General features: G+C 34.9%; 24 protein-coding genes and 1 tRNA gene. 17 read left to right on the top strand and 8 right to left on the bottom strand.

Annotated features, from left to right (window positions below; all coding sequences use genetic code 11):
- Positions 1-9 precede the first annotated feature (9 nt).
- The 3 genes from mce (at position 10) to Q5N74_RS07790 (ending at position 1,093) form a co-directional block, all read left to right on the top strand.
- The gene (gene mce / locus Q5N74_RS07800; protein ID WP_304388201.1) at positions 10-420 is read left to right on the top strand and encodes a methylmalonyl-CoA epimerase; all 411 of its coding nucleotides are present in this window, start codon (positions 10-12) and stop codon (positions 418-420) included.
- Positions 421-506: 86 nt separating this feature from the next.
- Positions 507-580 (top strand) — tRNA-Ile (locus Q5N74_RS07795).
- Positions 581-898: 318 nt separating this feature from the next.
- Entirely contained in the window at positions 899-1,093 is a 195-nt protein-coding gene (locus Q5N74_RS07790) for a PID-CTERM protein-sorting domain-containing protein (protein WP_304388200.1), read from the top strand.
- Here the strand turns inward: Q5N74_RS07790 and Q5N74_RS07785 are convergent.
- Positions 1,090-1,692, bottom strand: coding sequence for a riboflavin synthase (locus Q5N74_RS07785; RefSeq protein ID WP_304388199.1), 603 nt, complete (start codon positions 1,690-1,692; stop codon positions 1,090-1,092). The genes Q5N74_RS07790 and Q5N74_RS07785 overlap by 4 nt on opposite strands.
- A gap of 105 nt (positions 1,693-1,797) precedes the next feature.
- Here Q5N74_RS07785 and pdxA point away from each other — a divergent pair, with 105 nt between their 5' ends.
- The 9 genes from pdxA to Q5N74_RS07740 all read left to right on the top strand — a co-directional run bounded on the left by pdxA (position 1,798) and on the right by Q5N74_RS07740 (position 9,428).
- The gene (pdxA, locus tag Q5N74_RS07780) at positions 1,798-2,844 is read left to right on the top strand and encodes a 4-hydroxythreonine-4-phosphate dehydrogenase PdxA (RefSeq protein WP_304388198.1); all 1,047 of its coding nucleotides are present in this window, start codon (positions 1,798-1,800) and stop codon (positions 2,842-2,844) included.
- A 162-nt stretch (positions 2,845-3,006) separates the two neighbouring features.
- Positions 3,007-3,546 (top strand): DUF177 domain-containing protein, encoded by a 540-nt coding sequence (locus Q5N74_RS07775; protein WP_304388197.1) that lies wholly within the window; start codon positions 3,007-3,009, stop codon positions 3,544-3,546.
- Positions 3,547-3,555: 9 nt separating this feature from the next.
- Positions 3,556-3,759, top strand: a complete 204-nt coding sequence (rpmF, locus tag Q5N74_RS07770; protein WP_069829108.1) for a 50S ribosomal protein L32 — start codon at positions 3,556-3,558, stop codon at positions 3,757-3,759.
- 180 nt (positions 3,760-3,939) lie between these two features.
- On the top strand, positions 3,940-4,941 hold the full coding sequence (locus Q5N74_RS07765; RefSeq protein WP_304388196.1) for a beta-ketoacyl-ACP synthase III: 1,002 nt from the start codon (positions 3,940-3,942) through the stop codon (positions 4,939-4,941).
- Between the two features lie 23 nt (positions 4,942-4,964).
- Positions 4,965-5,444: an acetyl-CoA carboxylase biotin carboxyl carrier protein gene (gene accB / locus Q5N74_RS07760; RefSeq protein WP_304388195.1), complete on the top strand. Its 480-nt coding sequence runs from the start codon at positions 4,965-4,967 to the stop codon at positions 5,442-5,444.
- Between the two features lie 96 nt (positions 5,445-5,540).
- Positions 5,541-6,893: an acetyl-CoA carboxylase biotin carboxylase subunit gene (gene accC, locus Q5N74_RS07755; protein ID WP_304388194.1), complete on the top strand. Its 1,353-nt coding sequence runs from the start codon at positions 5,541-5,543 to the stop codon at positions 6,891-6,893.
- Positions 6,894-7,166: 273 nt separating this feature from the next.
- The gene (locus Q5N74_RS07750) at positions 7,167-8,279 is read left to right on the top strand and encodes an FAD-binding oxidoreductase (RefSeq protein ID WP_304388193.1); all 1,113 of its coding nucleotides are present in this window, start codon (positions 7,167-7,169) and stop codon (positions 8,277-8,279) included.
- A gap of 1 nt (position 8,280) precedes the next feature.
- Positions 8,281-8,964: a monofunctional biosynthetic peptidoglycan transglycosylase gene (gene mtgA / locus Q5N74_RS07745; protein WP_304388192.1), complete on the top strand. Its 684-nt coding sequence runs from the start codon at positions 8,281-8,283 to the stop codon at positions 8,962-8,964.
- Between the two features lie 2 nt (positions 8,965-8,966).
- Positions 8,967-9,428 (top strand): 3-oxoacyl-ACP synthase, encoded by a 462-nt coding sequence (locus Q5N74_RS07740; protein ID WP_304388191.1) that lies wholly within the window; start codon positions 8,967-8,969, stop codon positions 9,426-9,428.
- A 1-nt stretch (position 9,429) separates the two neighbouring features.
- Here the strand turns inward: Q5N74_RS07740 and Q5N74_RS07735 are convergent, their stop codons facing one another.
- From Q5N74_RS07735 to Q5N74_RS07710, 6 genes are all read right to left on the bottom strand, one after another.
- Positions 9,430-10,344 (bottom strand): ABC transporter ATP-binding protein, encoded by a 915-nt coding sequence (locus tag Q5N74_RS07735; protein WP_304388190.1) that lies wholly within the window; start codon positions 10,342-10,344, stop codon positions 9,430-9,432.
- An 85-nt stretch (positions 10,345-10,429) separates the two neighbouring features.
- Positions 10,430-12,577 carry a prolyl oligopeptidase family protein gene (locus Q5N74_RS07730; protein ID WP_304388189.1) on the bottom strand — a complete coding sequence of 716 codons (2,148 nt, stop codon included), beginning with the start codon at positions 12,575-12,577 and terminating at the stop codon, positions 10,430-10,432.
- 89 nt (positions 12,578-12,666) lie between these two features.
- Entirely contained in the window at positions 12,667-13,656 is a 990-nt protein-coding gene (locus Q5N74_RS07725) for an aspartate-semialdehyde dehydrogenase (protein ID WP_304388188.1), read from the bottom strand.
- Between the two features lie 142 nt (positions 13,657-13,798).
- The gene (gene mscL, locus Q5N74_RS07720) at positions 13,799-14,200 is read right to left on the bottom strand and encodes a large conductance mechanosensitive channel protein MscL (protein ID WP_304388187.1); all 402 of its coding nucleotides are present in this window, start codon (positions 14,198-14,200) and stop codon (positions 13,799-13,801) included.
- Positions 14,201-14,262: 62 nt separating this feature from the next.
- Positions 14,263-15,369 (bottom strand): alanine racemase, encoded by a 1,107-nt coding sequence (gene alr / locus Q5N74_RS07715; protein WP_304388186.1) that lies wholly within the window; start codon positions 15,367-15,369, stop codon positions 14,263-14,265.
- A complete protein-coding gene (locus Q5N74_RS07710; RefSeq protein ID WP_304388185.1) occupies positions 15,362-16,009 on the bottom strand; it encodes a thymidine kinase in 648 nt (215 codons plus the stop codon). The genes alr and Q5N74_RS07710 overlap by 8 nt, the downstream gene beginning before the upstream one ends.
- Positions 16,010-16,115: 106 nt before the next feature.
- On the opposite strand from Q5N74_RS07710, the gene Q5N74_RS07705 reads away from it, so the two are divergent.
- From Q5N74_RS07705 to Q5N74_RS07690, 4 genes are read left to right on the top strand one after another with little or no spacing between them, the layout of a single operon-like run.
- On the top strand, positions 16,116-16,859 hold the full coding sequence (locus Q5N74_RS07705) for a hypothetical protein (protein ID WP_304388184.1): 744 nt from the start codon (positions 16,116-16,118) through the stop codon (positions 16,857-16,859).
- Positions 16,859-17,530 carry a 16S rRNA (cytidine(1402)-2'-O)-methyltransferase gene (gene rsmI, locus Q5N74_RS07700; protein ID WP_304388183.1) on the top strand — a complete coding sequence of 224 codons (672 nt, stop codon included), beginning with the start codon at positions 16,859-16,861 and terminating at the stop codon, positions 17,528-17,530. The genes Q5N74_RS07705 and rsmI overlap by 1 nt, the downstream gene beginning before the upstream one ends.
- A gap of 16 nt (positions 17,531-17,546) precedes the next feature.
- Positions 17,547-17,891 (top strand): HopJ type III effector protein, encoded by a 345-nt coding sequence (locus Q5N74_RS07695; protein WP_304388182.1) that lies wholly within the window; start codon positions 17,547-17,549, stop codon positions 17,889-17,891.
- Between the two features lie 13 nt (positions 17,892-17,904).
- Positions 17,905-18,474 (top strand): uracil-DNA glycosylase family protein, encoded by a 570-nt coding sequence (locus Q5N74_RS07690; RefSeq protein WP_304388181.1) that lies wholly within the window; start codon positions 17,905-17,907, stop codon positions 18,472-18,474.
- Positions 18,475-19,156: 682 nt separating this feature from the next.
- On the opposite strand, the gene Q5N74_RS07685 is transcribed toward Q5N74_RS07690, so the two are convergent.
- Positions 19,157-19,747 carry a carboxymuconolactone decarboxylase family protein gene (locus Q5N74_RS07685; protein ID WP_304388180.1) on the bottom strand — a complete coding sequence of 197 codons (591 nt, stop codon included), beginning with the start codon at positions 19,745-19,747 and terminating at the stop codon, positions 19,157-19,159.
- A gap of 68 nt (positions 19,748-19,815) precedes the next feature.
- Here Q5N74_RS07685 and Q5N74_RS07680 point away from each other — a divergent pair, with 68 nt between their 5' ends.
- Complete coding sequence (locus Q5N74_RS07680; protein ID WP_304388179.1) at positions 19,816-20,826, top strand: dipeptide epimerase; 1,011 nt, start codon at positions 19,816-19,818, stop codon at positions 20,824-20,826.
- Position 20,827: the final 1 nt, after the last annotated feature.

Genomic DNA, 20,827 nt, shown 5'->3' with positions numbered 1-20,827 from the left:
AACTAAACAATGAATAAAATTGAACACATAGGAATAGCGGTTAAAAACATCGAAAATTCTAATGAGTTGTTTTCTAAACTTCTTGGAGCGCCCAGTTATAAAACAGAAACCGTAGAAAGTGAAGGTGTAAAAACCTCCTTTTTTAAGGTGGGAAGTAATAAAATTGAACTTTTAGAAGCAACCAATGCCGATAGTCCTATCGCAAAGTTTATAGATAAAAAGGGAGAAGGCATCCATCATATCGCTTTTGATGTGGAAAATATTGAAGAAGAAGTAAAAAGATTAACAGGTGAAGGTTTTGTTGTTTTAAACGAAATAGCCAAAAAAGGGGCTGATAATAAGCTAGTTGTTTTCCTGCACCCTAAAAGTACAAACGGTGTTCTTATAGAGTTGTGTCAAGAAATTATTTTAAAAGAATAATTTTCTTGCGGAGTTTTAAAATTAGTATTAAATTCGCAGCCAATTTCGGCATGAAGCGGTATTTAATACGGTAACATATACGAAGCGGTCCTATAGCTCAGTTGGTTAGAGCACCTGACTCATAATCAGGTGGTCCCTGGTTCGAGCCCAGGTGGGACCACGGTTTTACAAAGCCTTTCAAGCAATTGAAAGGCTTTTTTTTGTACTATAATTAATAAGATGTTAATTCTTTTTTAAAACCGTAATAAATCAATTTAACTTCTATACTATTTTATATATATTTGTCTTGATTATAAAAAATGAAAGATTTTTTTTATACAAAAATACTTTTTCCATGAAAGAGGCGTTTTTTATATAATTAGAAAAAATAAAGAATAATTGCATTTTGTCGATCATTTTTAGCGCTTCACAGATGATTTAAGCCTAAAAAACACAGAATTCCTTTGTTGGCTTGGTTTTTTTTATACATTTGCACCCAATGACAATACAAAATAAAAGAATATTTGCCTCAATCTTATTTGTATTAATAAGTGTTGTATGCGCAGCTCAAACACAACCGCCGCCGCCAGGGATACCACCACCACCGGGGCTTCCTATTGATGGAGGTGTACTTATAGGTGTTTGTGTTGGTTTATTCTATGGTGCAAAAAAACTAGTGTTTAATAAAAACTAGTTTTTGCCCAAATGCCCTAGTTCTAGAAGTCTAGATACATATTTTCCTAAAACATCAAATTCTAAATTTACTACAGTTCCTTTTTCAAGGGTATTAAAATTGGTGTGGTTATAGGTGTAAGGTATAATCGCAACACTAAAGCTGTCTTTTTTTGAGTTTACAACGGTTAAACTTGTTCCGTTTATAGTTACCGATCCTTTTTCTATCGTAATATTATTTAAAGACGTGTCATAACTAAAAGTGAATTCCCAACTTCCATTGGCTTCATTAATATGCGTGCAAACAGCCGTTTGGTCTACATGTCCTTGTACAATATGGCCATCTAGCCTATCGCCCAATTTCATGGCACGTTCTAAATTTACTTGGCTACCAATTTGAAGTGAGCCTATATTGGTTTTATTTAAAGTTTCTTTTATGGCAGTAACCGTATACTCGTCACTATCAATACTTATTACCGTAAGGCAAACGCCATTATGAGCAACACTTTGGTCTATTTTTAATTCGGGGGTAATCACACTTTTTACGGTGATGTGAAGATTATCTAATTCAGATTTTAAATTTGAAATGGTTCCAATATCTTCAATTATTCCAGTAAACATAATATTGTTTGTTTATTTAACTAAATTTGCGATTCCAAATGAATACCAAAAAGGTTTTTTATTCGGAATAATTATCAAAATTACAAACAAAAGTTGTCATTCTTAATGAAGAAATCGGAAAATATAGTAGTTGGTATATCAATAGGTGACTTAAATGGCATTGGTGGAGAAATTGTTTTAAAAACATTTGAAGACGCTAGGATGCTAGAATTCTGTACGCCCGTAATTTTTGCATCGTCAAAAGTTATGAATTTTTTCAAAACACATTTTAATTCGGAAATCAATTTCAATAGCATAAATAATTTAAATCAATTAGCGACAGGAAAGGTTAATGTGTTTAATTGTTGGAATGAACCTGTAACTATAGACTTTGGTAAAGAAGATATTAAAATAGGGGCGTACGCGATTAAATCGTTGGAAGCCGCAACAAAAGCACTAAAAGAAAGCCTAATTGATGTTTTGGTTACAGCACCTATAAATAAACATAATATACAATCTGAAGAATTTAAATTCCCAGGTCATACCGATTATTTGGCGCAAGAACTAGAAGGAGAAAGCCTAATGTTTATGGTAACCGATTCGCTTAGAGTGGGGTTATTAACAGACCATGTGCCTGTAAAAGATATTGTAGAGAACCTAACGGAAGCATTAATAACTAAAAAAATAAATGCTGTTTATAACTCCTTATTAAAGGACTTTAATATTGTAAGACCAAAAATTGCCGTGTTAGGTATAAACCCGCATACGGGAGATAATGGTGTAATAGGTAATGAAGATGATACTATTTTACGCCCAACACTTCAAAAAATAAAGGAAGATGGTAAGCTAGTTTATGGTCCTTATGCTGCAGATAGTTTTTTTGGTTCTAATAATTATAAGAATTTTGATGCTATTGTAGCAACCTATCACGATCAAGGTTTGATTCCTTTTAAAACATTATCCTTTGGTCAAGGTGTTAATTTTACCGCAGGATTAAATAAAATTAGAACATCTCCAGACCACGGAACTGCCTATGAAATAGCAGGAAAAGGGGAGGCCGACGAGAACTCTTTTAAGGAAGCTGTTTTCACTGCCATTCAAATTTTTAGAAACAGATTTGATTATGAGGAACTTACAATAAATCCTCTAAAAAAATCAAATAGAAAGATGTAAACAAAAAAATGTTTATAAGTAATGTTGCTTAAATAAAAATTTATATATTTGCAGGCTCAAAATAGATGTGATAATGAAACGAGCATGTTCAAAATTTTATTTCACAACGAGATGATTAATAGCGAACTGCATGTGTCCGTTTAAAAAAAATAAGATAAACACATGAAGCCATTAAAAGAGTTTACAATTCCATTTGTAGGGTTAAAGCTAGGAAAGCATCATTTTGAGTATAAAATAGAGCAAGCGTTCTTTGAATATTTTGAGTATGAAGAGTTTAATGATGTAAAAATTGATGTTGATCTAATATTAGATAAAAAATCAACTTTACTAGAATTAAATTTTAAAATTTCAGGATTTGTAAATGTTAATTGCGATTTAACAAACGAGCCTTACAATCAAACCATAGATAATGAGTTTGATTTGGTGGTGAAATTTGGAGATGATTATAATGACGAGTTTGAAGATATTCTTATTGTGCCTCACGGAACATATGAGATTATCACACAACAATACATTTACGAATTAATAGTACTATCAGTACCAATTAAACGCGTTCACCCAGGAGTTAAAGATGGAACTTTAGATTCTGATATACTTGAAAAACTAGAAGAATTAAGCCCAAGGCTTAAGGAAGAAAAAGAAACTGAAGAGGAAACCGATCCTCGTTGGAATACATTAAAGAAACTATTAACGGATAAATAAATATAAAAAATGGCACATCCTAAGAGAAAAATCTCGAAAACAAGAAGAGATAAAAGAAGAACACATTATAAAGCAACTGCGCCACAGATTGCTACTTGCCCAACAACTGGTGAAGCACACCTGTATCACAGAGCTCATTGGCATGAAGGAAAACTATATTATAGAGGTCAAGTATTAATTGACAATTCTGAAGCTGTAGAAAACGTAGCATAAGTAATATGCATGCATATAATAAAACGCTCACATGTGAGCGTTTTTTTTATGATATGCTTTTTCTGCAGGACAAAAACACGTACTTTGCATTATATTTCGTAAGAATTTAGTAGTTTTCACGAAATATTGAGTGTTTTTGTTCAATTTTAATGATTTTTTGATCAATTTAACTATAGAGTTATGGGAAAAATCTCAGCAGCAATAACCGCTGTTGGCGCTTATGTGCCAGAATACATCTTAACCAATCAAATTCTTGAGACTTTGGTTGACACTAATGATGAATGGATAACTTCCAGAACAGGGATTAAAGAGCGTCGAATTCTTAAAGACGAAGGTAAGGGAACTTCTTACTTAGCTATAAAAGCGGCTCAAGACCTTATTAATAAAAAAGGTATAGACCCTAAAACAATAGAACTTGTTATTGTTGCAACAGCAACTCCAGACATGAAAGCGGCTTCAACAGCCTCTTACACTGCAACCGAAATAGGAGCGACAAACGCATTTTCATTCGATATGGATGCGGCATGTTCTAGTTTCTTATACGGTATGTCTGTAGCATCAAGTTATATAGAATCTGGTCGCTATAAAAATGTATTATTAATTGGAGCCGATAAAATGTCTTCAATAATTAATTATAAAGATAGAGCGACTTGTATTATTTTTGGTGACGGAGCAGGTGCTGTTTTGTTTGAACCGAATGAAGAAGGTTTAGGTCTTCAAGATGAATACCTAAGAAGTGATGGTACTGGTAGAGAGTTTTTACAAGCTACTTATGGTGGGTCTTCATTTTCATTAACAGCAGAAATTTTAGAGCAAGGTGGTCAATATGCTTTTCAAGAAGGTAAAACGGTATTTAAAAATGCTGTTTTCAACATGGCAGATGCTGCAGTTAAAATATTAGAACGTAATAATTTAACAAAAGATGATGTAGACTGGTTGGCAGCGCATCAAGCAAACAAACGTATTATTGATGCAACCGCAAACCGCATCGATTTAGACGAAAAGAAAGTGATGATTAATATTCATAAGTATGGTAATACCACATCGGCGACTTTACCGTTACTATTAAATGATTATGAATCGCAACTTAAAAAAGGAGATAATGTAATTTTTGCCGCTTTTGGAGGCGGATTTAATTGGGGATCCATTTATTTAAAATGGGCATATAATTCAGTAAACTAACCACTAACTAATTAGTAAAGATTATGGATATTAAAGAAATTCAAAACTTAATCAAATTTGTAGCCAAGTCTGGAGCAAGCGAGGTTAAATTAGAAATGGATGATATTAAAATCACCATTAAAACAGGATCAGATCCAGAAACAACAGCAGTACATTACGCACCAATGGCACCTCAAATGCCACAAATGCATGCACCTGTTGGAGAAGCTCAACCTGTTGCAAGTGCAGCTGCTCCTGCAGCGCCTGCAGAAGAAGATTCAAAATTCATTACCATTAAATCACCAATTATAGGAACGTTCTATAGAAAACCATCACCAGATAAACCATTATTTGTTGAGGTTGGACAAACCATTGCTGAAGGTGATGTGCTTTGTATTATAGAAGCTATGAAACTATTCAATGAAATTGAATCTGAAGTTTCAGGAAAAGTTGTTAAAATATTAGTTGATGATTCTTCTCCGGTTGAATTCGATCAACCATTATTTTTGGTAGACCCATCTTAATTTGAAGTTTAAAGTTTGAAAGTTTAAAAGTTTGAAAGCATATGTGCCAGAAAACTTGTAAACAACTAAACCATTAACTCTTAAACTCAAAATATTATGTTTAAAAAAATACTGATTGCCAATAGAGGAGAAATAGCACTTCGTGTTATTAGAACCTGTAAAGAAATGGGCATTAAAACAGTGGCTGTTTATTCAACCGCAGATGCAGAAAGTTTACACGTTAAGTTTGCAGATGAAGCTGTTTGTATAGGGCCCCCTTCAAGTGCACTTTCTTATTTAAAAATGTCTAACATTATATCGGCTGCAGAAATTACAAATGCAGACGCGATTCATCCAGGTTATGGGTTTTTATCTGAAAACGCTAAATTTTCAAAAATTTGTGAAGAGCACGGAATCAAGTTTATTGGTGCCTCTCCAGAAATGATTGATAGAATGGGAGACAAAGCCAATGCAAAAACAACAATGATTGCTGCAGGCGTACCATGTGTTCCAGGAAGTGAAGGTGTAATTCAATCATTCGAAGAATGTGAGAAAGTTGCTAAAATCACAGGATATCCAGTCATGCTTAAAGCATCTGCTGGTGGTGGTGGAAAAGGAATGCGAGGCGTTTTTAAACCTGAAAATTTAAAAGATGCTTGGGATTCTGCACGTCAAGAAAGTAAAGCTGCTTTCGGTAATGACGATATGTACATGGAGAAACTTATTGAAGAACCAAGACATATTGAAATTCAAATTGTTGGTGATTCTACAGGTAAAGCATGTCATTTATCTGAAAGAGATTGCTCGATTCAACGTCGTCATCAAAAACTAACAGAAGAAACTCCTTCACCATTTATGACCGATGAACTTCGAGAAAAAATGGGAGCTGCAGCTGTAAAAGCAGCAGAATATATTAAGTATGAAGGCGCAGGAACTATCGAATTTTTAGTAGATAAGCACCGCAACTTCTACTTCATGGAGATGAATACCCGTATTCAAGTAGAACACCCTATAACAGAACAAGTCATAGATTTCGATTTAATTCGCGAACAAATTCTTGTTGCTGCAGGGGTGCCAATTTCTGGTAAAAACTATTTACCAAAATTACATTCTATAGAGTGTCGTATTAATGCTGAAGACCCGTTTAACGGCTTCCGCCCATCACCAGGAACTATCACAACGTTACATGCGCCTGGAGGTCACGGTGTACGTTTAGATACGCATGTGTATGCAGGTTACACGATACCGCCAAATTATGATTCTATGATTGCTAAGTTAATTACAACGGCGCAAACAAGAGAAGAAGCGATCAATAAAATGAAACGTGCTTTAGATGAATTTGTAATTGAAGGTGTAAAAACCACCATACCATTCCACAGACAATTAATGGATCATCCAGATTATTTAGCTGGAAATTATACCACGAAGTTTATGGAAGATTTTGTGATACAAAAACAAGTTGAAGACTAAATAAAAATACTAAAAACTCCGGAAGCAATTTCGGAGTTTTTTTATGGTGTTCCTTTTGCTTTTTTTTAAGGAAAAGCAAAAGTCAGGCTATCCGCTATATCTTTTTAAAAGGTCCTTGCGAGCACTAAGAACGAGGCAATCTGTTAAATGGTTGTCCAAACATGTTAATTACTACCCTATTTTAAAAAGGATGCCGCTTCTATCCTTAACACAAAACACACATTCATATCATTATTTCACTATTTTTACAAGTAACAAGAATTCAAAAACGAAATGAATCTCTCTTATTGGGAAATAAAATCATGGTTTACCAACGTAGATTTCACTATTGTTGGCAGTGGTATTGTGGGCCTAAGTTGTGCCTTGCGGTTAAAAGAACAATTTCCAAAAGCTAAAATAGTCATCTTAGAAAAAGGCATGTTGCCACAAGGAGCTAGCACAAAAAACGCGGGATTTGCTTGTTTTGGTAGTCTTAGCGAACTACTAGACGATTTAAAAACACATTCTGAAGACCAAGTAATTCAATTGGTAGAAAAGCGCGTAAAGGGGCTCCAGTTGCTAAGAGATACTTTGGGTGATGCAGCTATAAACTACCAAAATAATGGGGGCTATGAGCTGTTTTTAAAGGATGATATGCTGTTTGAAACCTGTCTTTCAAAACGAGTAGATATCAATAATTTGCTTCAGCCTATATTCAGAAAAGAAGTTTTTAGTGTAAAGTCGAATCATTTTCATTTTAAAAATATTAAAGAACAGTATGTTTTTAATCAGTTTGAAGCGCAAATTGATACGGGAGCTATGATGGAAGGATTGCTTCTAAAAGTACAAACAGCAGGTGTTAAAATTCTAAATAACATAACGGTTGAAGGTTTTTCAGAAGCCAGTAATTCCGTTAAAATAAAAACGAATGCTGTCGAGTTTTCTTCATCCAAATTATTTATTGCCACCAACGGTTTTGCATCTCAACTTATTGCAGAAATCGTGAAACCAGCACGGGCGCAAGTACTTATAACAAAACCCATTAAAAATCTTCTTATAAAAGGGACTTTTCATTTAGATAAAGGGTATTATTATTTTAGGAATATAGATGATCGTATTTTGCTAGGAGGTGGCAGAAACCTTGATTTTAAAGGGGAAGAAACGACCGAATTTGCAGAAACAGAAATCATTCAGAATAAATTAGAACACTTGTTAAAAACCATCATTTTACCTGAAACTTCTTTTGAAATTGAACAACGATGGAGTGGTATTATGGGCGTTGGAAAACAAAAAAATACAATTGTAAAACCATTGAGTAATCACGTATATTGCGGCGTAAAATTAGGTGGTATGGGAATTGCCATTGGAAGTTTAGTTGGTAAAGAATTAGCAGAATTAATAGCATAATATGTTTAGAAAAATATTTAGATTTTTATATAAAAGTTTCCTTTGGTTTTTTGCGATTTCAATAGGTTTGGTGGTTATATATAAGTGGGTGCCCGTTGTGGTTACGCCATTAATGGTTATTCGTACTGTCGAGCAAAAAATGGATGGTAAAGATTTGGTGTGGAAACACGATTGGGAATCTATAGATAATATTTCAAAAAACCTGCAACTAGCCGTTATTAGTAGTGAAGACCAAAATTTTTTAAACCATTATGGGTTTGATATGAAAGCCATAGAAAAAGCCATTGAATTTAATAAAAAAGGAAAACGTACTAGGGGAGCAAGTACCATAAGTCAACAAACGGCTAAGAACGTTTTTTTGTGGCCGCACCGCAGTTGGTTGCGTAAAGGTTTGGAGGCTTATTTTACGTTTCTAATCGAATTAATTTGGTCGAAGGAACGCATCATGGAAGTCTATTTAAACAGTATTGAAATGGGGAACGGTATTTATGGTGCTGAAGCGGCAGCGCAACATTGGTTTAAAAGACCGGCATCCAATTTACGTCAACAAGAAGCTGCTGCTATTGCTGCTATTTTACCTAATCCGTTACGATACAGAGCAAATCCTGCAACCAATTATATTCAAGGTAGAAAGAATTGGATAACACGCCAAATGCGCTTTTTTGGCCCTTTAAAATACGATTAAAGATGGCGTTAAATTTAAAAATTAAAGAAAGGCTGTATGCACTGTGTGTCGATTTTGTTGACAATAGATTTCGCAGCATTCAAAATACGATTAACGAGATTCAAGAATCTTTAACCTCTGAAACTAAAAGTAGTGCTGGTGATAAGCATGAAACAGGCAGAGCGATGCTGCAATTGGAGCGTGAAAAGGCGGGAAATCAATTAGCCGAAATTCAAAAAATAAAGGAACACGTATCTAAAATAGATGTTTCTAATACGTCAGCATTCATAGGTTTAGGCTCTGTGGTTTATACCAATAAAAGCAATTATTTTATTGCTATTAGTGCAGGTGAATTAAAAGTTGATCATGAAGTGTTTTATGCGATTTCACCCAATACCCCAATTGGGCTATTACTTATGGGAAAAACGCTTGAAGACACAGTTTCTTTTAGAGATCAACAATTTAAAATACTAAACGTGTTTTAAATTATTTTAATACGGAAAGACACATATTTAGACCTTCTTCTAAATTGGAATCATGCTCAAAAAATACGATGTTTCCATCCAAATCCGCTTCAATTAAATAGTAGTTCCCTTTAAAATAGGATTGTTTTACAGTTGCTTTTAAGTTTGAATTTTCAACTATTTTAAGTTGATTAGCATACACAATTCCATAATTTTCGATGATATTGAATTCATCAAAAAAAGAAGCAATTAATTTGTTTTCTGGGTTTTTATAAAGTTCTGCAGGTGTGTTTTCGGCTATAATTTTAGTGTCGTGTAAGACCATCATGTGGTCTGAAAAAGAGAGGACATCATCTTTATCATGTGTAGCTACAATACAGGTAATTTGCTTTTCTTTTAAATATTTAAAAAGACTGCGACGTAACGATTGTTTCTTAAAATTATCAATATGGCTAAAAGGCTCATCCAATAGTAAAACCTCGGGTTGTTTTGCAATGGCTTTCGCAATAGCAACACGTTGCTTTTGGCCGCCACTTAATTCTTTAGCTTTAGTATGTGCATAAGCTTGTAGTTCCACCACATCCAAAAGCTCGTTGATACGTGCTTGTTTTTCTTCAGGATAAAAATTAGAAAGATAGGCGCCAATATTTTCTGCAACCGTAATGAAAGGCATTAAATCAAATTCTTGAGCCACGTATTTCATGTACTCTGGGCCAATAATAAGCTTGTGTTTAGGGCCTAATATTTCCTGGTCTTTCCAAAAAATATGCCCTTCCTTTAAATCGTACGTCCCATAAATCAATTTTAAAAGGGTGCTTTTTCCAGAACCACTTTCACCAATAATAGAATAATGTTCACCTGGTTTAACGGTGAAACTAATATTCTTTAAAACAGGTTTCTTTTTATATTGAAATGTGAGGTTGTTTACTTGTAGCATAAAATGATAAAGGTCTCCTCGGGAGCAGTCGAGATGTTTTTTAAAACTGTTCTTGACCGCTCATGAAGAGACTATATAGTATTATTTAGTTTTTATGGGTATTTGTTGGCAATTCTTGAATGCCCATATTAAAAAGTGTAAATCCAAATATATCGGCGTATTGCTCAATAGTTTTACTAACAGGGGTACCTGCGCCATGACCTGCGTCGGTTTCAATGCGAATAAGTGTTGGGTTGGTGCCTGTTTGTTTATTTTGTAATTCGGCTGCAAACTTAAAACTGTGGGCTGGTACAACACGGTCGTCGTGGTCGCCAGTAGTAATTAAAGTTGCAGGATAGTGTACTCCTGTTTTTACGTTATGTACGGGAGAGTAGTTTTTAAGATACTCAAACATTTCTTTAGAATCTTCCGCTGTCCCATAATCATACGCCCAACCCGCTCCAGCGGTGAAGGTGTGGTAACGCAACATATCTAAAACGCCTACAGCAGGCAACGCTACTTGAGCTAAATCGGGGCGTTGCGTCATAACAGCTCCAACAAGCAAACCGCCGTTAGAGCCTCCGCGAATCGCTAAATAATTTGATGTAGTATATTGTTTCGTAAATAAGTATTCCGCGGCAGCGATAAAGTCGTCAAAGACATTTTGTTTTTTTAATTGTGTCCCTGCATCGTGCCATTTCTTGCCATATTCACCACCACCACGTAAATTTGGAACTGCTAAAATACCGCCTTGTTCCATCCAAATGGCATTGGTAATACTAAAAGACGGCGTTAAGCTAATATTGAATCCGCCATATGCATAAAGTATTGTTGGGTTTGTTCCATCCAATTTAAGCCCCTTTTTATGGGTTATCATCATAGGGATTTTAGTGCCATCTTTAGACGTGTAGAACACTTGGTTGCTTTCGTAAGCATCACTATTAAATTCAATACTTGGTTCCCAAAATAAAGCGGTTTCACCCGTTTCTGGGTTTAGTTCGTAAATGTTTGAAGGGGTATTATAATTAGTAAATATATAATACAAAACCTCATCTTTCGATTTGCTTTTAAAACCATCGGCAGTCCCCAATCCTGGAAGTTCGATGTCTCTAATAAAAGTACCTTGGTAATCGTATTGTTTTACTTTTGAAATGGCATCGACCATATAATTTGCAAAGAAATAGCCACTTCCTTTTGAAGGGTTTAGTACAAATTCAGTTTCTGGAATCACATCTACCCAATGTTCAGGAGTTGGGTTAGAAGCATCTACCGAGACTATTTTTTTATTAGGGGCGTTTAGGTTGGTTACAATAAATAGTTTACTGCCTTCATTTTCAATAATGTATGAGTCGCTATCTGTGTGATTTAAAATGGCAACGAACTTGCTGTTTTTAGCAGATAAATCTTTTATAAAAAGCTTCCTTCCAGAGGTTGAAATACGTGGGTAGATGATTAAAAACCGATTATCCTCTGTCACACTGGTGGAAATATACCTGTGTTTTTCTTCTGGTTTTCCTCCATAAATAAGGCTGTCTTCACTTTGAGGGGTGCCGAGTTTATGGTAATAAACTTTATGTTGATCGGTTTTGGCTGATAGTTCACTGCCCTTTGGTTTGTCGTAACTCGAATAGTAAAACCCTTCTTTTTTGTACCAAGAAATGGAGCTGAATTTAATATCAATTAAGGTGTCTTCAATTTGTTCTTTGGTTTCCGTATTTAAAACAATCACTTTCCGCCAATCACTACCGCCTTCAGAAATAGAATAGGCTAAAAGGCTTCCGTCTTTTGTGAAGCTTAAAGCATCCAACGATGTTGTTGCATTTTCAGAAAAAGTGTTGGGGTCTATAAACACCTCATCGGTACCAGTTCCTTTTTTTCTATAAATAACATTTTGGTTTTGTAAACCGTCATTTTTAGAATAATAGGTGTAATCTCCTTCTGTAAACGGAGCGCCAATTTTTTCGTAATTCCAAAGTTTAGAAAGGCGTTCTTTAAGTTGATTTATATAAGGAATTTGTTTTAGATAGTTTGAAGCACATTCGTTTTGTGCTTGTACCCAAGCTTCAGTTTCTGCACTTCGGTCGTCTTCTAACCAGCGATACGGGTCTTTTACATCAGTATCGAAATAAGTATCAACAGTGTTAACGGTTTTTGTAGGAGGGTAGTTCACAATAATAGCTTTATTTTCAGTTTTGTCGGTTTTACAAGCAAATAAAAGGGCCGCTGTAAAAAGGGGAATTAGTAATTTTTTCATGAATTGAAATTATCAGTTTTCCCAAAAATAATTAAAAAAAGCTTCTGTACCGAAATACAGAAGCTTTATATATAATGGCTTAATGTGTTTTACACTAAGTTGTTTTCAATTAAATATTCACTAATTTGAACCGCATTGGTAGCAGCTCCTTTACGTAAGTTATCAGCAACAATCCACATGTTTAAGGTGTTTGGTTGCGACTCATCTCTACGTAAACGACCTACAAACACTTCATCTTTATCATGCGCTAAAATAGGCATAGGGTATGAGTTTGTTGCAGTATTGTCTTGTAAAACTACTCCAGGAGTATCGCTAATAAGTTGTCTCACTTCAGCTAAATCAAAATCGTTTTCAAATTGTACGTTTACAGCTTCTGAATGACCTCCAGAAGTTGGGACACGAACAGCCGTAGCTGTTATTGAAAAGCTGTTGTCGTTAAATATTTTTTGTGGCTCTTTGGCCAATTTCATTTCTTCTTTGGTATACCCATTTTCTAAAAACACATCACAATGTGGCAATACGTTTCTGCTAATTGGGTAAGGGTAAGCCATTTCACCTTCAATACCAGCCATTTCGTTTTCTAACTGTTTAACGGCTTTAACGCCAGTTCCAGAAACCGATTGGTAAGTTGAAACCACAACACGTTTCATTTTGTATTTTTTATGAAGTTGTGATAATGCTAATACCATTTGAATAGTAGAGCAATTTGGGTTGGCAATAATTTTATCGTCTTTAGTTAATTCGTGTGCATTAATTTCTGGAACCACCAATTTCTTAGTAGGGTCCATTCTCCAAGCAGAAGAGTTATCAACTACGGTAGTACCTGCTTCAGCAAATTTTGGCGCCCATTCTAAAGAGGTGTCTCCACCAGCCGAGAAAATAGCGATTTGCGGTTTTGCAGCCACAGCATCAGCCAAACCAATTACGGTATATTCTTTATTATTATAGGTCAATTTTTTTCCAACAGAACGTTCAGATGCTACTAAAAGCAATTCAGTTACAGGGAAATTACGTTCAGCAAGAACTTTTAGCATCACTTCGCCTACCATACCAGTGGCACCAACAACAGCTACTTTCATTTTAATTTATTTTAAGATTCAATAAAATTTACAAGGCAAAATTAACTAATAATTCTTTTTTAGAATGAAAAAAAGCCCTTGTTTTCTAAAAACGAGGGCTTTTTAACAACAAATAACACGGTGTTATATAGTTAACACTTTGTTATTTTTTAAGTAAATCTCTAATTTGAATAAGTAATTCTTCTTGAGATGGTCCTTTTGGTGCTGCTGGAGCCGCTGCTTCTTTTTTCTTGGTTTTATTGATTCCTTTAATAAGCATGAACATAACGAATGCCACAATTATAAAGTCTATTAAACTTGTTAAGAAAGCTCCGTATAGTACGGCAATTTCACCAGTTACTTCTCCTGCTTCATTAGCAACGCCTGGTGTAATAACATATTTTAAATCGTTAAAGTCAGATTGGAATATCAATCCTATTAATGGAGATACAATTCCAGCAGTAAATGAAGTAACAACTTTATTAAAAGCAGCACCCATTACAAAAGCAACTGCAATGTCTACAAGGTTGCCCTTCATTGCAAAATCTTTAAATTCTTTTAGCATAATAATAAGTTTATAGTTAACTGAGGTCAAAAATAGTTAAAAAACAGTAATTGCTCTAATATTTACTGTAAGAATAATCTTTTAACACGTTGTGAGATACCAGTAATAAGTTCATAGGAAATAGTGTTGGCTGTTAAGGCCAAATTCTCAGCTGTGGCGTGGGGACCGAATACAATTACTTCATCACCTTCGTTACAATCAATCGAGGTAACGTCTACCATAATCATATCCATACATACATTCCCTAGAATATAAGCGCGTTGGTTGTTAATTATAACATAGCCCTTGCCTTTTCCGTATTGCCTGCCTATACCATCGGCATGGCCAATAGGCAATGTGGCTGTTCTTAAAAAAGCATCAGTTTTAAAAGCGCGATTGTAACCAACAGATTGCCCTTTTTCAATTGCATGAATTTGAGAAATAATAGTTTTTAAAGTACCAATAGGTTTGAAGTTTTTGTTTTCTTTTTCAGAATTTCCAAAACCATACAAGCCAATACCGCTTCTTACCATATCAAAATGGGCTTCGGGGTAGTTTAAAATGCCAGATGTATTGCAAAGGTGTAAGAGGGGTTTGTAACCAATTTGTTTTGTAATATTTTCAGTTATTCTTTTAAATGTTTCTATTTGATTTATAGTGAAGTCGCGTTCGTTTAAATCTTCACTAGCTGCTAAATGTGAAAAAACAGACGTTATTTTTACTGATGATGTTGATTTTACTTGGGAAATAACCGTATCCACATCTTGTTCAGAAAAACCCAAACGGTTTAAACCGGTATTAAATTTAATATGAATGGGGTAGTCGCTTTGTTTTTCCGCGGAAGCGATTGCTATAAATTCTTTTAAAATTTTAGCGTTGTATATACTAGGTTCTAAACAATTTTCAATTAAAATATTAAAATTAGCTGCTTGTGGGTGCAGTACCAAAATAGGCTTGGTAATTCCTGCTTTTCTAAGAGAAATACCCTCATGCACAAAGGCAACAGCAAAATAATTTACAGGTAGGTTTTGTAAATAATTGGCAATGTTGCAAGCGTCACTACCATAGGCAAAGGCTTTAACAACGGCCATAAATTTGGTGTTGCTATGCAGTCTCGATTTTAAATGGTCAAAATTATGTTTTAAGGCTTTTAAATCGATTTCAAGTACAGTTTCTTGTGCTTTAGGCATCCGGATTTTGTGGTTTTGGAGTCACTTCTTCGGCTTCGTTCACCTTCATTACTCTTATTTTATCGCGTGTCATGGCTTTGTAATAAGCAGCTCTACTAAGGGGTTCGTATTCATCAACCTCACCTAATAAAACCAGATTATCACTTTTGGCTTTACGGTAACTGTATTGCGCTAAATTGCCTGTTCGGGTACAAACAGCGTGTACTTTGGTTACATATTCGGCAGTCGCCATTAAGTTAGGCATGGGCCCAAAAGGGTTGCCTTTAAAATCCATGTCTAGACCTGCGACAATAACACGTACCCCTTTGTTGGCCAAATCGTTGCAAACACGCACAATTTCGTCATCAAAAAATTGGGCTTCGTCAATACCAACCACATCACAGCCATCGGCCAAAATAGGAATATTGGCAGCTGCAGGAACGGGCGTTGAGCGAATTTCGTTGGCATCGTGAGACACCACCATATCTTCGTTATAACGCACATCTATAGAGGGTTTAAAAATCTCTACTTTTTGTCTGGCAAATTGAGCACGTCTAAGCCTTCGGATCAATTCTTCAGTTTTTCCTGAAAACATAGAGCCACAGATAACTTCAATCCATCCAAATTGTTCTTTATGATTTACTGTATTTTCAAGAAACATTTTGTAATTTTAACACTTAAATAAAGCGATTATTCGTTTGTATAAAGGTGACGCAAATTTATTAAAAAACAAATGCCTAAATAGCAATAATTTAAATTTTATAACAATGAAGAAGAAGATAGAGTCTGAATTGATAAGTATTGCACACAGAATTCTTAAATTAAAAGGAAAAGAGGATGTTGTTAAGATGCATACAGAGGTAAAGGAGCTTTTTGAAAAGCTATCGGTATTAAAATTTGCGCATGAAAATTTTGAAGGCGATTTACCAACCATAGGAAATGATTCCTCCTTTTTTGATATGTTAGATACCGCTTTTAATAACAAAATAAGCGATAATATTGAAGTAGAAGATAAAATTTACGTGAACCTTGATGAGGTTGTAGACGACCATATTATGGAGCCTGGTATTGTAACTATTCGCGATATGGTGGCTCAAATGCCAAATGATCCTCAAGATATGGAAGTTGTTTTAGAAGAGGCTGTAGCGAAAGAGGAACAACAGAAACACCACTTAGACGATTTAATGTCTGGTTTTGCTGATATGCCTGTTTTCGATCCTGTTCCAAAAGCGGCAAACGGTGTTTCAAACGAGAAAAAATCATTAAACGACACTCTTAAAAGTGGCGGATTGAACATAGGTTTAAATGATAAATTAGCTTTTATAAAACACTTGTTTGATGGTAAAAATGAAGATTACGAACGTGTTATTTCACAGTTAAATACCTTTCAATCGTTTACCAATGCCAAACAATTTATTGTAGAGATAGTAAAACCAGATTATAATAATTGGGTTAATAAAGAAGAGGTTGAAGAGCGATTTCTTCAAATTTTAGAAAGCAGATTTAATTAATGAGTAAACTTTACATTGTACCAACACCCATTGGAAATTTAAAAGACATGACCTTTAGAGCCGTTGAGGTTTTAAAGGAAGTCGATTTAATTCTGGCCGAAGACACGCGAACCTCTGGGAAATTATTAAAACACTATGAAATTTCAACCCATATGCAGTCGCACCACATGCACAACGAGCATAAAACGGTTGAAAATTTAATTTTAAAATTACAGAGCGGTACTACCGTGGCTTTAATTAGCGATGCGGGAACACCAGCCATTTCAGACCCTGGATTTTTATTAACACGGGCGTGTATTGAGAATAATATTGAGGTTGATTGTTTGCCAGGAGCTACTGCTTTTGTGCCGGCTTTAGTCAATTCGGGTTTACCAAATGATAAGTTTGTTTTTGAAGGTTTTTTACCCGTTAAAAAAGGGAGACAAACACGTTTGTTGCTGCTTGCTGAAGAAACTAGAACCATTATTTTTTATGAAAGCCCTCATAAATTAATAAAAACATTGGGGCATTTTTGTGAGTATTTTGGTGAAGATAGAGAAGTATCGGTATCAAGAGAACTTACCAAGTTGTTTGAAGAAACAGTACGAGGCACAGCCAAAGAAGTGTTAGAACATTATACCAATAAACCACCAAAAGGAGAAATAGTTGTTGTGGTTGGTGGGAAAAAATAAATAAGATATATTAATAATGAATTTAGAAGTATTAAAAAACACATTAAAAGAGACACCAAAAAGTACTGAATTTACAGATACTATGGAGGTAATAGAATCTAACTATAATTTTACGCCAACGGCTTTTAAAAATGGCGATTTACAAAATAATGCTGGTGAAAATTCAGGGTCTTGTAAATTATTTGCTTTTGCAAAATTGCAAGGTTTTTCAAAAGAGGAAACCTTAGCGTGCTTTGGTAAATTTTATTTTGAAGATGTGTTAAACGATCTTAATGGGGCAGGACATCAAAACATTAGAAACTTTATGAAAACAGGTTTTGAAGGGTTGACTTTTGATGGGGAACCACTAAAACTTAAATAGTTTTTTATTTCAGATGGAAGACTTATTATCAACTATAAGGCAATGTACCATCTGTGAAAAATACTTGCCTTTAGGTACGCGACCTATCGTATCTGCACATTCTGCTGCAAAAATTGTAATTATTGGTCAAGCGCCCGGAACGAAAGTGCATAAAACAGGAATTCCTTGGGATGACCCCAGCGGAAAGCAATTGCGAAACTGGTTGGGTGTTACTGAAGACGAGTTTTATGATGCCACAAAATTTGCCATAATACCCATGGGTTTTTGTTATCCAGGAAAAGGGAAAACAGGCGATTTACCACCACGCCCTGAATGTGCTCCGCAATGGCACGAAGTTTTATTAGAAAAATTACCAAATGTCGAGTTGATTCTTTTAATAGGCATGTATTCTCAAAAGTATTATTTGGGTAAAAAAGCAAAGAAAACATTAACCGAAACGGTTGCCAATTATAAAGCGTATTTGCCAAAGTTTTTACCATTGCCACATCCATCACCTCGAAATAGGTTTTGGTTAACTAAAAATCCTTGGTTTGAGGTTGAGGTATTGCCGGAGTTGAGGAGTGGGGTTAAGAAATTGATTTAGAAAAGTTGGTGAAATCCACATAAACCATAAAAAAATCATATACTTTCAAGTACAGAGATTAAATTATTAGTAAAGAATAGAAATGCTATAGTAATAAATATGAGGATTGGGAGGATTACCCAAAAGACAATTAATCTTAAACATTTATATAGGTATTTGCCTCTAAACCTTGATAGTATGTTAATGTTAACAGATTCCATAATAACTAATTAAATGAATTTTTATCACCTAAAGTACTTCTCATAAATAAATTAGTATTTCTAAGTGTATTCTTTTCAAAACTTTCAATGTCTTTTAAGGTTGCATCAGGGAAAAGTCTCTTGTGTTGCCTTATTCTAATTAGCATTCCTATTTTAAATACATTGCATATGCCAATTATGAAACTAAATGATCTGGCGATTATTAAATATGTTTCCATTATTTCTAATATTTTTAACTAAAGTAAATCAGTCTTTTAAAATAGTTTAAGACATGAAAATCACCTCAACTTTACTCTGTATAAAATTATTACTTTATCTATTATTTAGAGTCTTTCTTAGATTGTTAATTCCGTAGCTTCATATGATTTATGTTTAAATCAAAAAAACCTCACCATTTCGGGTAAGGTCAATTAAAAAGTTGTTCATCTATATAGTGAATAAAAAAGCAGAAACTCATCATGAGATTCCTGCGAAAGCAGGAATTAAAGGTGCTTTCCCTTCTCCCAGCCATGTTTTCCTAAATATTGGTCACCACTTTCAACGGCGCCATTTTCAATAGAAGTTCCCATGCTGTCGTTCCAACGGTTTAAATAGCCAAAAAGTGAAATAACACCTAGCATCTCAACAATTTCACCTTCATCCCAAAAGTCGTATAAGCGTTTTTTAATGGCTTCATCAACGGCATTTGGTACTTGTGATGCTGCTAAGCTAAATTCTAAGGCGGCACGTTCTGCCTCGCTAAAAGCAGGGTGTGTACGGTATTCCCAAATGTTGTCTAGTTGTTCTTGTTCGGCACCATAACGTTCGGCAGCACGAATGGCATGGGCTTGGCAATACCTGCAACCCGTTGCATTACTACTTACCCAAGCTATCATGCGTTTTAAAGCCGATGTGACGCGGCCTTCGTTAGCCATCACAGCTTTATTTAAATTAATAAACGCCTTGCTAATGGCTGGACGCCGTTGCATGGTAAGCACCGAATTTGGGCAAAAACCTAAGGTTTCATTAAAGAATTCGGCTAAGTTTTTTGTTTCAGAATCGTGATCGGGAGATAATGGTGTTACTAAAGGCATAATTTTAGTTTTACATTGAAATCAAAGATATAATTTTATTAACTTCCCTCCATCATTTATACTTATTTATGGAGTTACTACTTAAGTCATTCAATTTAAAATTAAAGCATACGTTTTCAATTTCTAGAGAATCTTACAATGTACAACCTACATTAATTGTTGAATTAAAAGACGGTGATTTTTCAGGTTTTGGAGAGGCGACTTCAAATCCCTATTACCACATTACGGTACAGAAAATGATGGACGCTTTAACTAGTTTGAAACCAATTATTGAAGCGGTAAACCATAGTACTCCCGAAGAATTTTGGAAACTCATGTACCCGCATTTAAAGCAAAATATGTTCGCGTTATGTGCTTTAGATTTGGCGTATAACGATTTGTATGCGCGTAAACATGGCAAAAAACTATACGAACTTTGGAATTATGATATTTCAAACAACCCCTTAACAAACTACACTATTGGTATTGATACCATTGATAAAATGGTGTCTAAAATGAAGGAACTTCCATGGCCTATTTATAAAATTAAACTAGGGACTAAGGAAGATATTCAAATTGTTACCGAGTTGCGAAAACATACCAATGCTATTTTCAGAATTGATGCCAATTGTGGGTGGACGGTTGATGAAACCATTAAAAATGCCCAAACTTTGAGAGATCTTGGTGTGGAGTTTTTGGAACAGCCTTTGAAAGCCGATGATTGGGATGGGCATAAAGCCGTGTATCAAAAATCAGTATTGCCTATCATTGCCGATGAAAGTTGCCAAGTGGAAGCCGATGTAGCGCGATGTTACAATCACTTTCATGGTGTTAATGTGAAGTTGGTAAAATGTGGCGGGTTAACAGCTGCAAGACGTATGCTGGTGCATGCTAAAGAATTGCGTATGAAAACCATGGTGGGTTGTATGACGGAATCTTCGGTAGGCATTTCGGCTATTGCTCATTTACTACCACTTTTAGATTATGTAGATATGGATGGAGCTTTGCTTTTAGGTAAAGATATTGCAAGAGGTATTACACTTGAAAATGGCGTGACAACATACAGTAAATTAAACGGAACCGGTGTGGCATTAATTTAGT

This window comes from Mariniflexile sp. AS56, assembly GCF_030552475.1.
In the GTDB taxonomy this organism is placed as follows: domain Bacteria; phylum Bacteroidota; class Bacteroidia; order Flavobacteriales; family Flavobacteriaceae; genus Mariniflexile.
The sequence above is the reverse complement of the archived record's forward strand: the minus strand, read 5'-3'. Positions and strand labels throughout refer to the sequence as shown.

Bases quoted from the DNA above. Each gene is read 5' to 3' on its own strand.
- mce (WP_304388201.1), top strand. From the start codon at position 10: ATGAATAAAATTGAACACATAGGAATAGCGGTTAAAAACATCGAAAAT.
- Q5N74_RS07790 (WP_304388200.1), top strand. From the start codon at position 899: ATGACAATACAAAATAAAAGAATATTTGCCTCAATCTTATTTGTATTA.
- Q5N74_RS07785 (WP_304388199.1), bottom strand. From the start codon at position 1,692: ATGTTTACTGGAATAATTGAAGATATTGGAACCATTTCAAATTTAAAA.
- pdxA (WP_304388198.1), top strand. From the start codon at position 1,798: ATGAAGAAATCGGAAAATATAGTAGTTGGTATATCAATAGGTGACTTA.
- Q5N74_RS07775 (WP_304388197.1), top strand. From the start codon at position 3,007: ATGAAGCCATTAAAAGAGTTTACAATTCCATTTGTAGGGTTAAAGCTA.
- rpmF (WP_069829108.1), top strand. From the start codon at position 3,556: ATGGCACATCCTAAGAGAAAAATCTCGAAAACAAGAAGAGATAAAAGA.
- Q5N74_RS07765 (WP_304388196.1), top strand. From the start codon at position 3,940: ATGGGAAAAATCTCAGCAGCAATAACCGCTGTTGGCGCTTATGTGCCA.
- accB (WP_304388195.1), top strand. From the start codon at position 4,965: ATGGATATTAAAGAAATTCAAAACTTAATCAAATTTGTAGCCAAGTCT.
- accC (WP_304388194.1), top strand. From the start codon at position 5,541: ATGTTTAAAAAAATACTGATTGCCAATAGAGGAGAAATAGCACTTCGT.
- Q5N74_RS07750 (WP_304388193.1), top strand. From the start codon at position 7,167: ATGAATCTCTCTTATTGGGAAATAAAATCATGGTTTACCAACGTAGAT.
- mtgA (WP_304388192.1), top strand. From the start codon at position 8,281: ATGTTTAGAAAAATATTTAGATTTTTATATAAAAGTTTCCTTTGGTTT.
- Q5N74_RS07740 (WP_304388191.1), top strand. From the start codon at position 8,967: ATGGCGTTAAATTTAAAAATTAAAGAAAGGCTGTATGCACTGTGTGTC.
- Q5N74_RS07735 (WP_304388190.1), bottom strand. From the start codon at position 10,344: ATGCTACAAGTAAACAACCTCACATTTCAATATAAAAAGAAACCTGTT.
- Q5N74_RS07730 (WP_304388189.1), bottom strand. From the start codon at position 12,577: ATGAAAAAATTACTAATTCCCCTTTTTACAGCGGCCCTTTTATTTGCT.
- Q5N74_RS07725 (WP_304388188.1), bottom strand. From the start codon at position 13,656: ATGAAAGTAGCTGTTGTTGGTGCCACTGGTATGGTAGGCGAAGTGATG.
- mscL (WP_304388187.1), bottom strand. From the start codon at position 14,200: ATGCTAAAAGAATTTAAAGATTTTGCAATGAAGGGCAACCTTGTAGAC.
- alr (WP_304388186.1), bottom strand. From the start codon at position 15,369: ATGCCTAAAGCACAAGAAACTGTACTTGAAATCGATTTAAAAGCCTTA.
- Q5N74_RS07710 (WP_304388185.1), bottom strand. From the start codon at position 16,009: ATGTTTCTTGAAAATACAGTAAATCATAAAGAACAATTTGGATGGATT.
- Q5N74_RS07705 (WP_304388184.1), top strand. From the start codon at position 16,116: ATGAAGAAGAAGATAGAGTCTGAATTGATAAGTATTGCACACAGAATT.
- rsmI (WP_304388183.1), top strand. From the start codon at position 16,859: ATGAGTAAACTTTACATTGTACCAACACCCATTGGAAATTTAAAAGAC.
- Q5N74_RS07695 (WP_304388182.1), top strand. From the start codon at position 17,547: ATGAATTTAGAAGTATTAAAAAACACATTAAAAGAGACACCAAAAAGT.
- Q5N74_RS07690 (WP_304388181.1), top strand. From the start codon at position 17,905: ATGGAAGACTTATTATCAACTATAAGGCAATGTACCATCTGTGAAAAA.
- Q5N74_RS07685 (WP_304388180.1), bottom strand. From the start codon at position 19,747: ATGCCTTTAGTAACACCATTATCTCCCGATCACGATTCTGAAACAAAA.
- Q5N74_RS07680 (WP_304388179.1), top strand. From the start codon at position 19,816: ATGGAGTTACTACTTAAGTCATTCAATTTAAAATTAAAGCATACGTTT.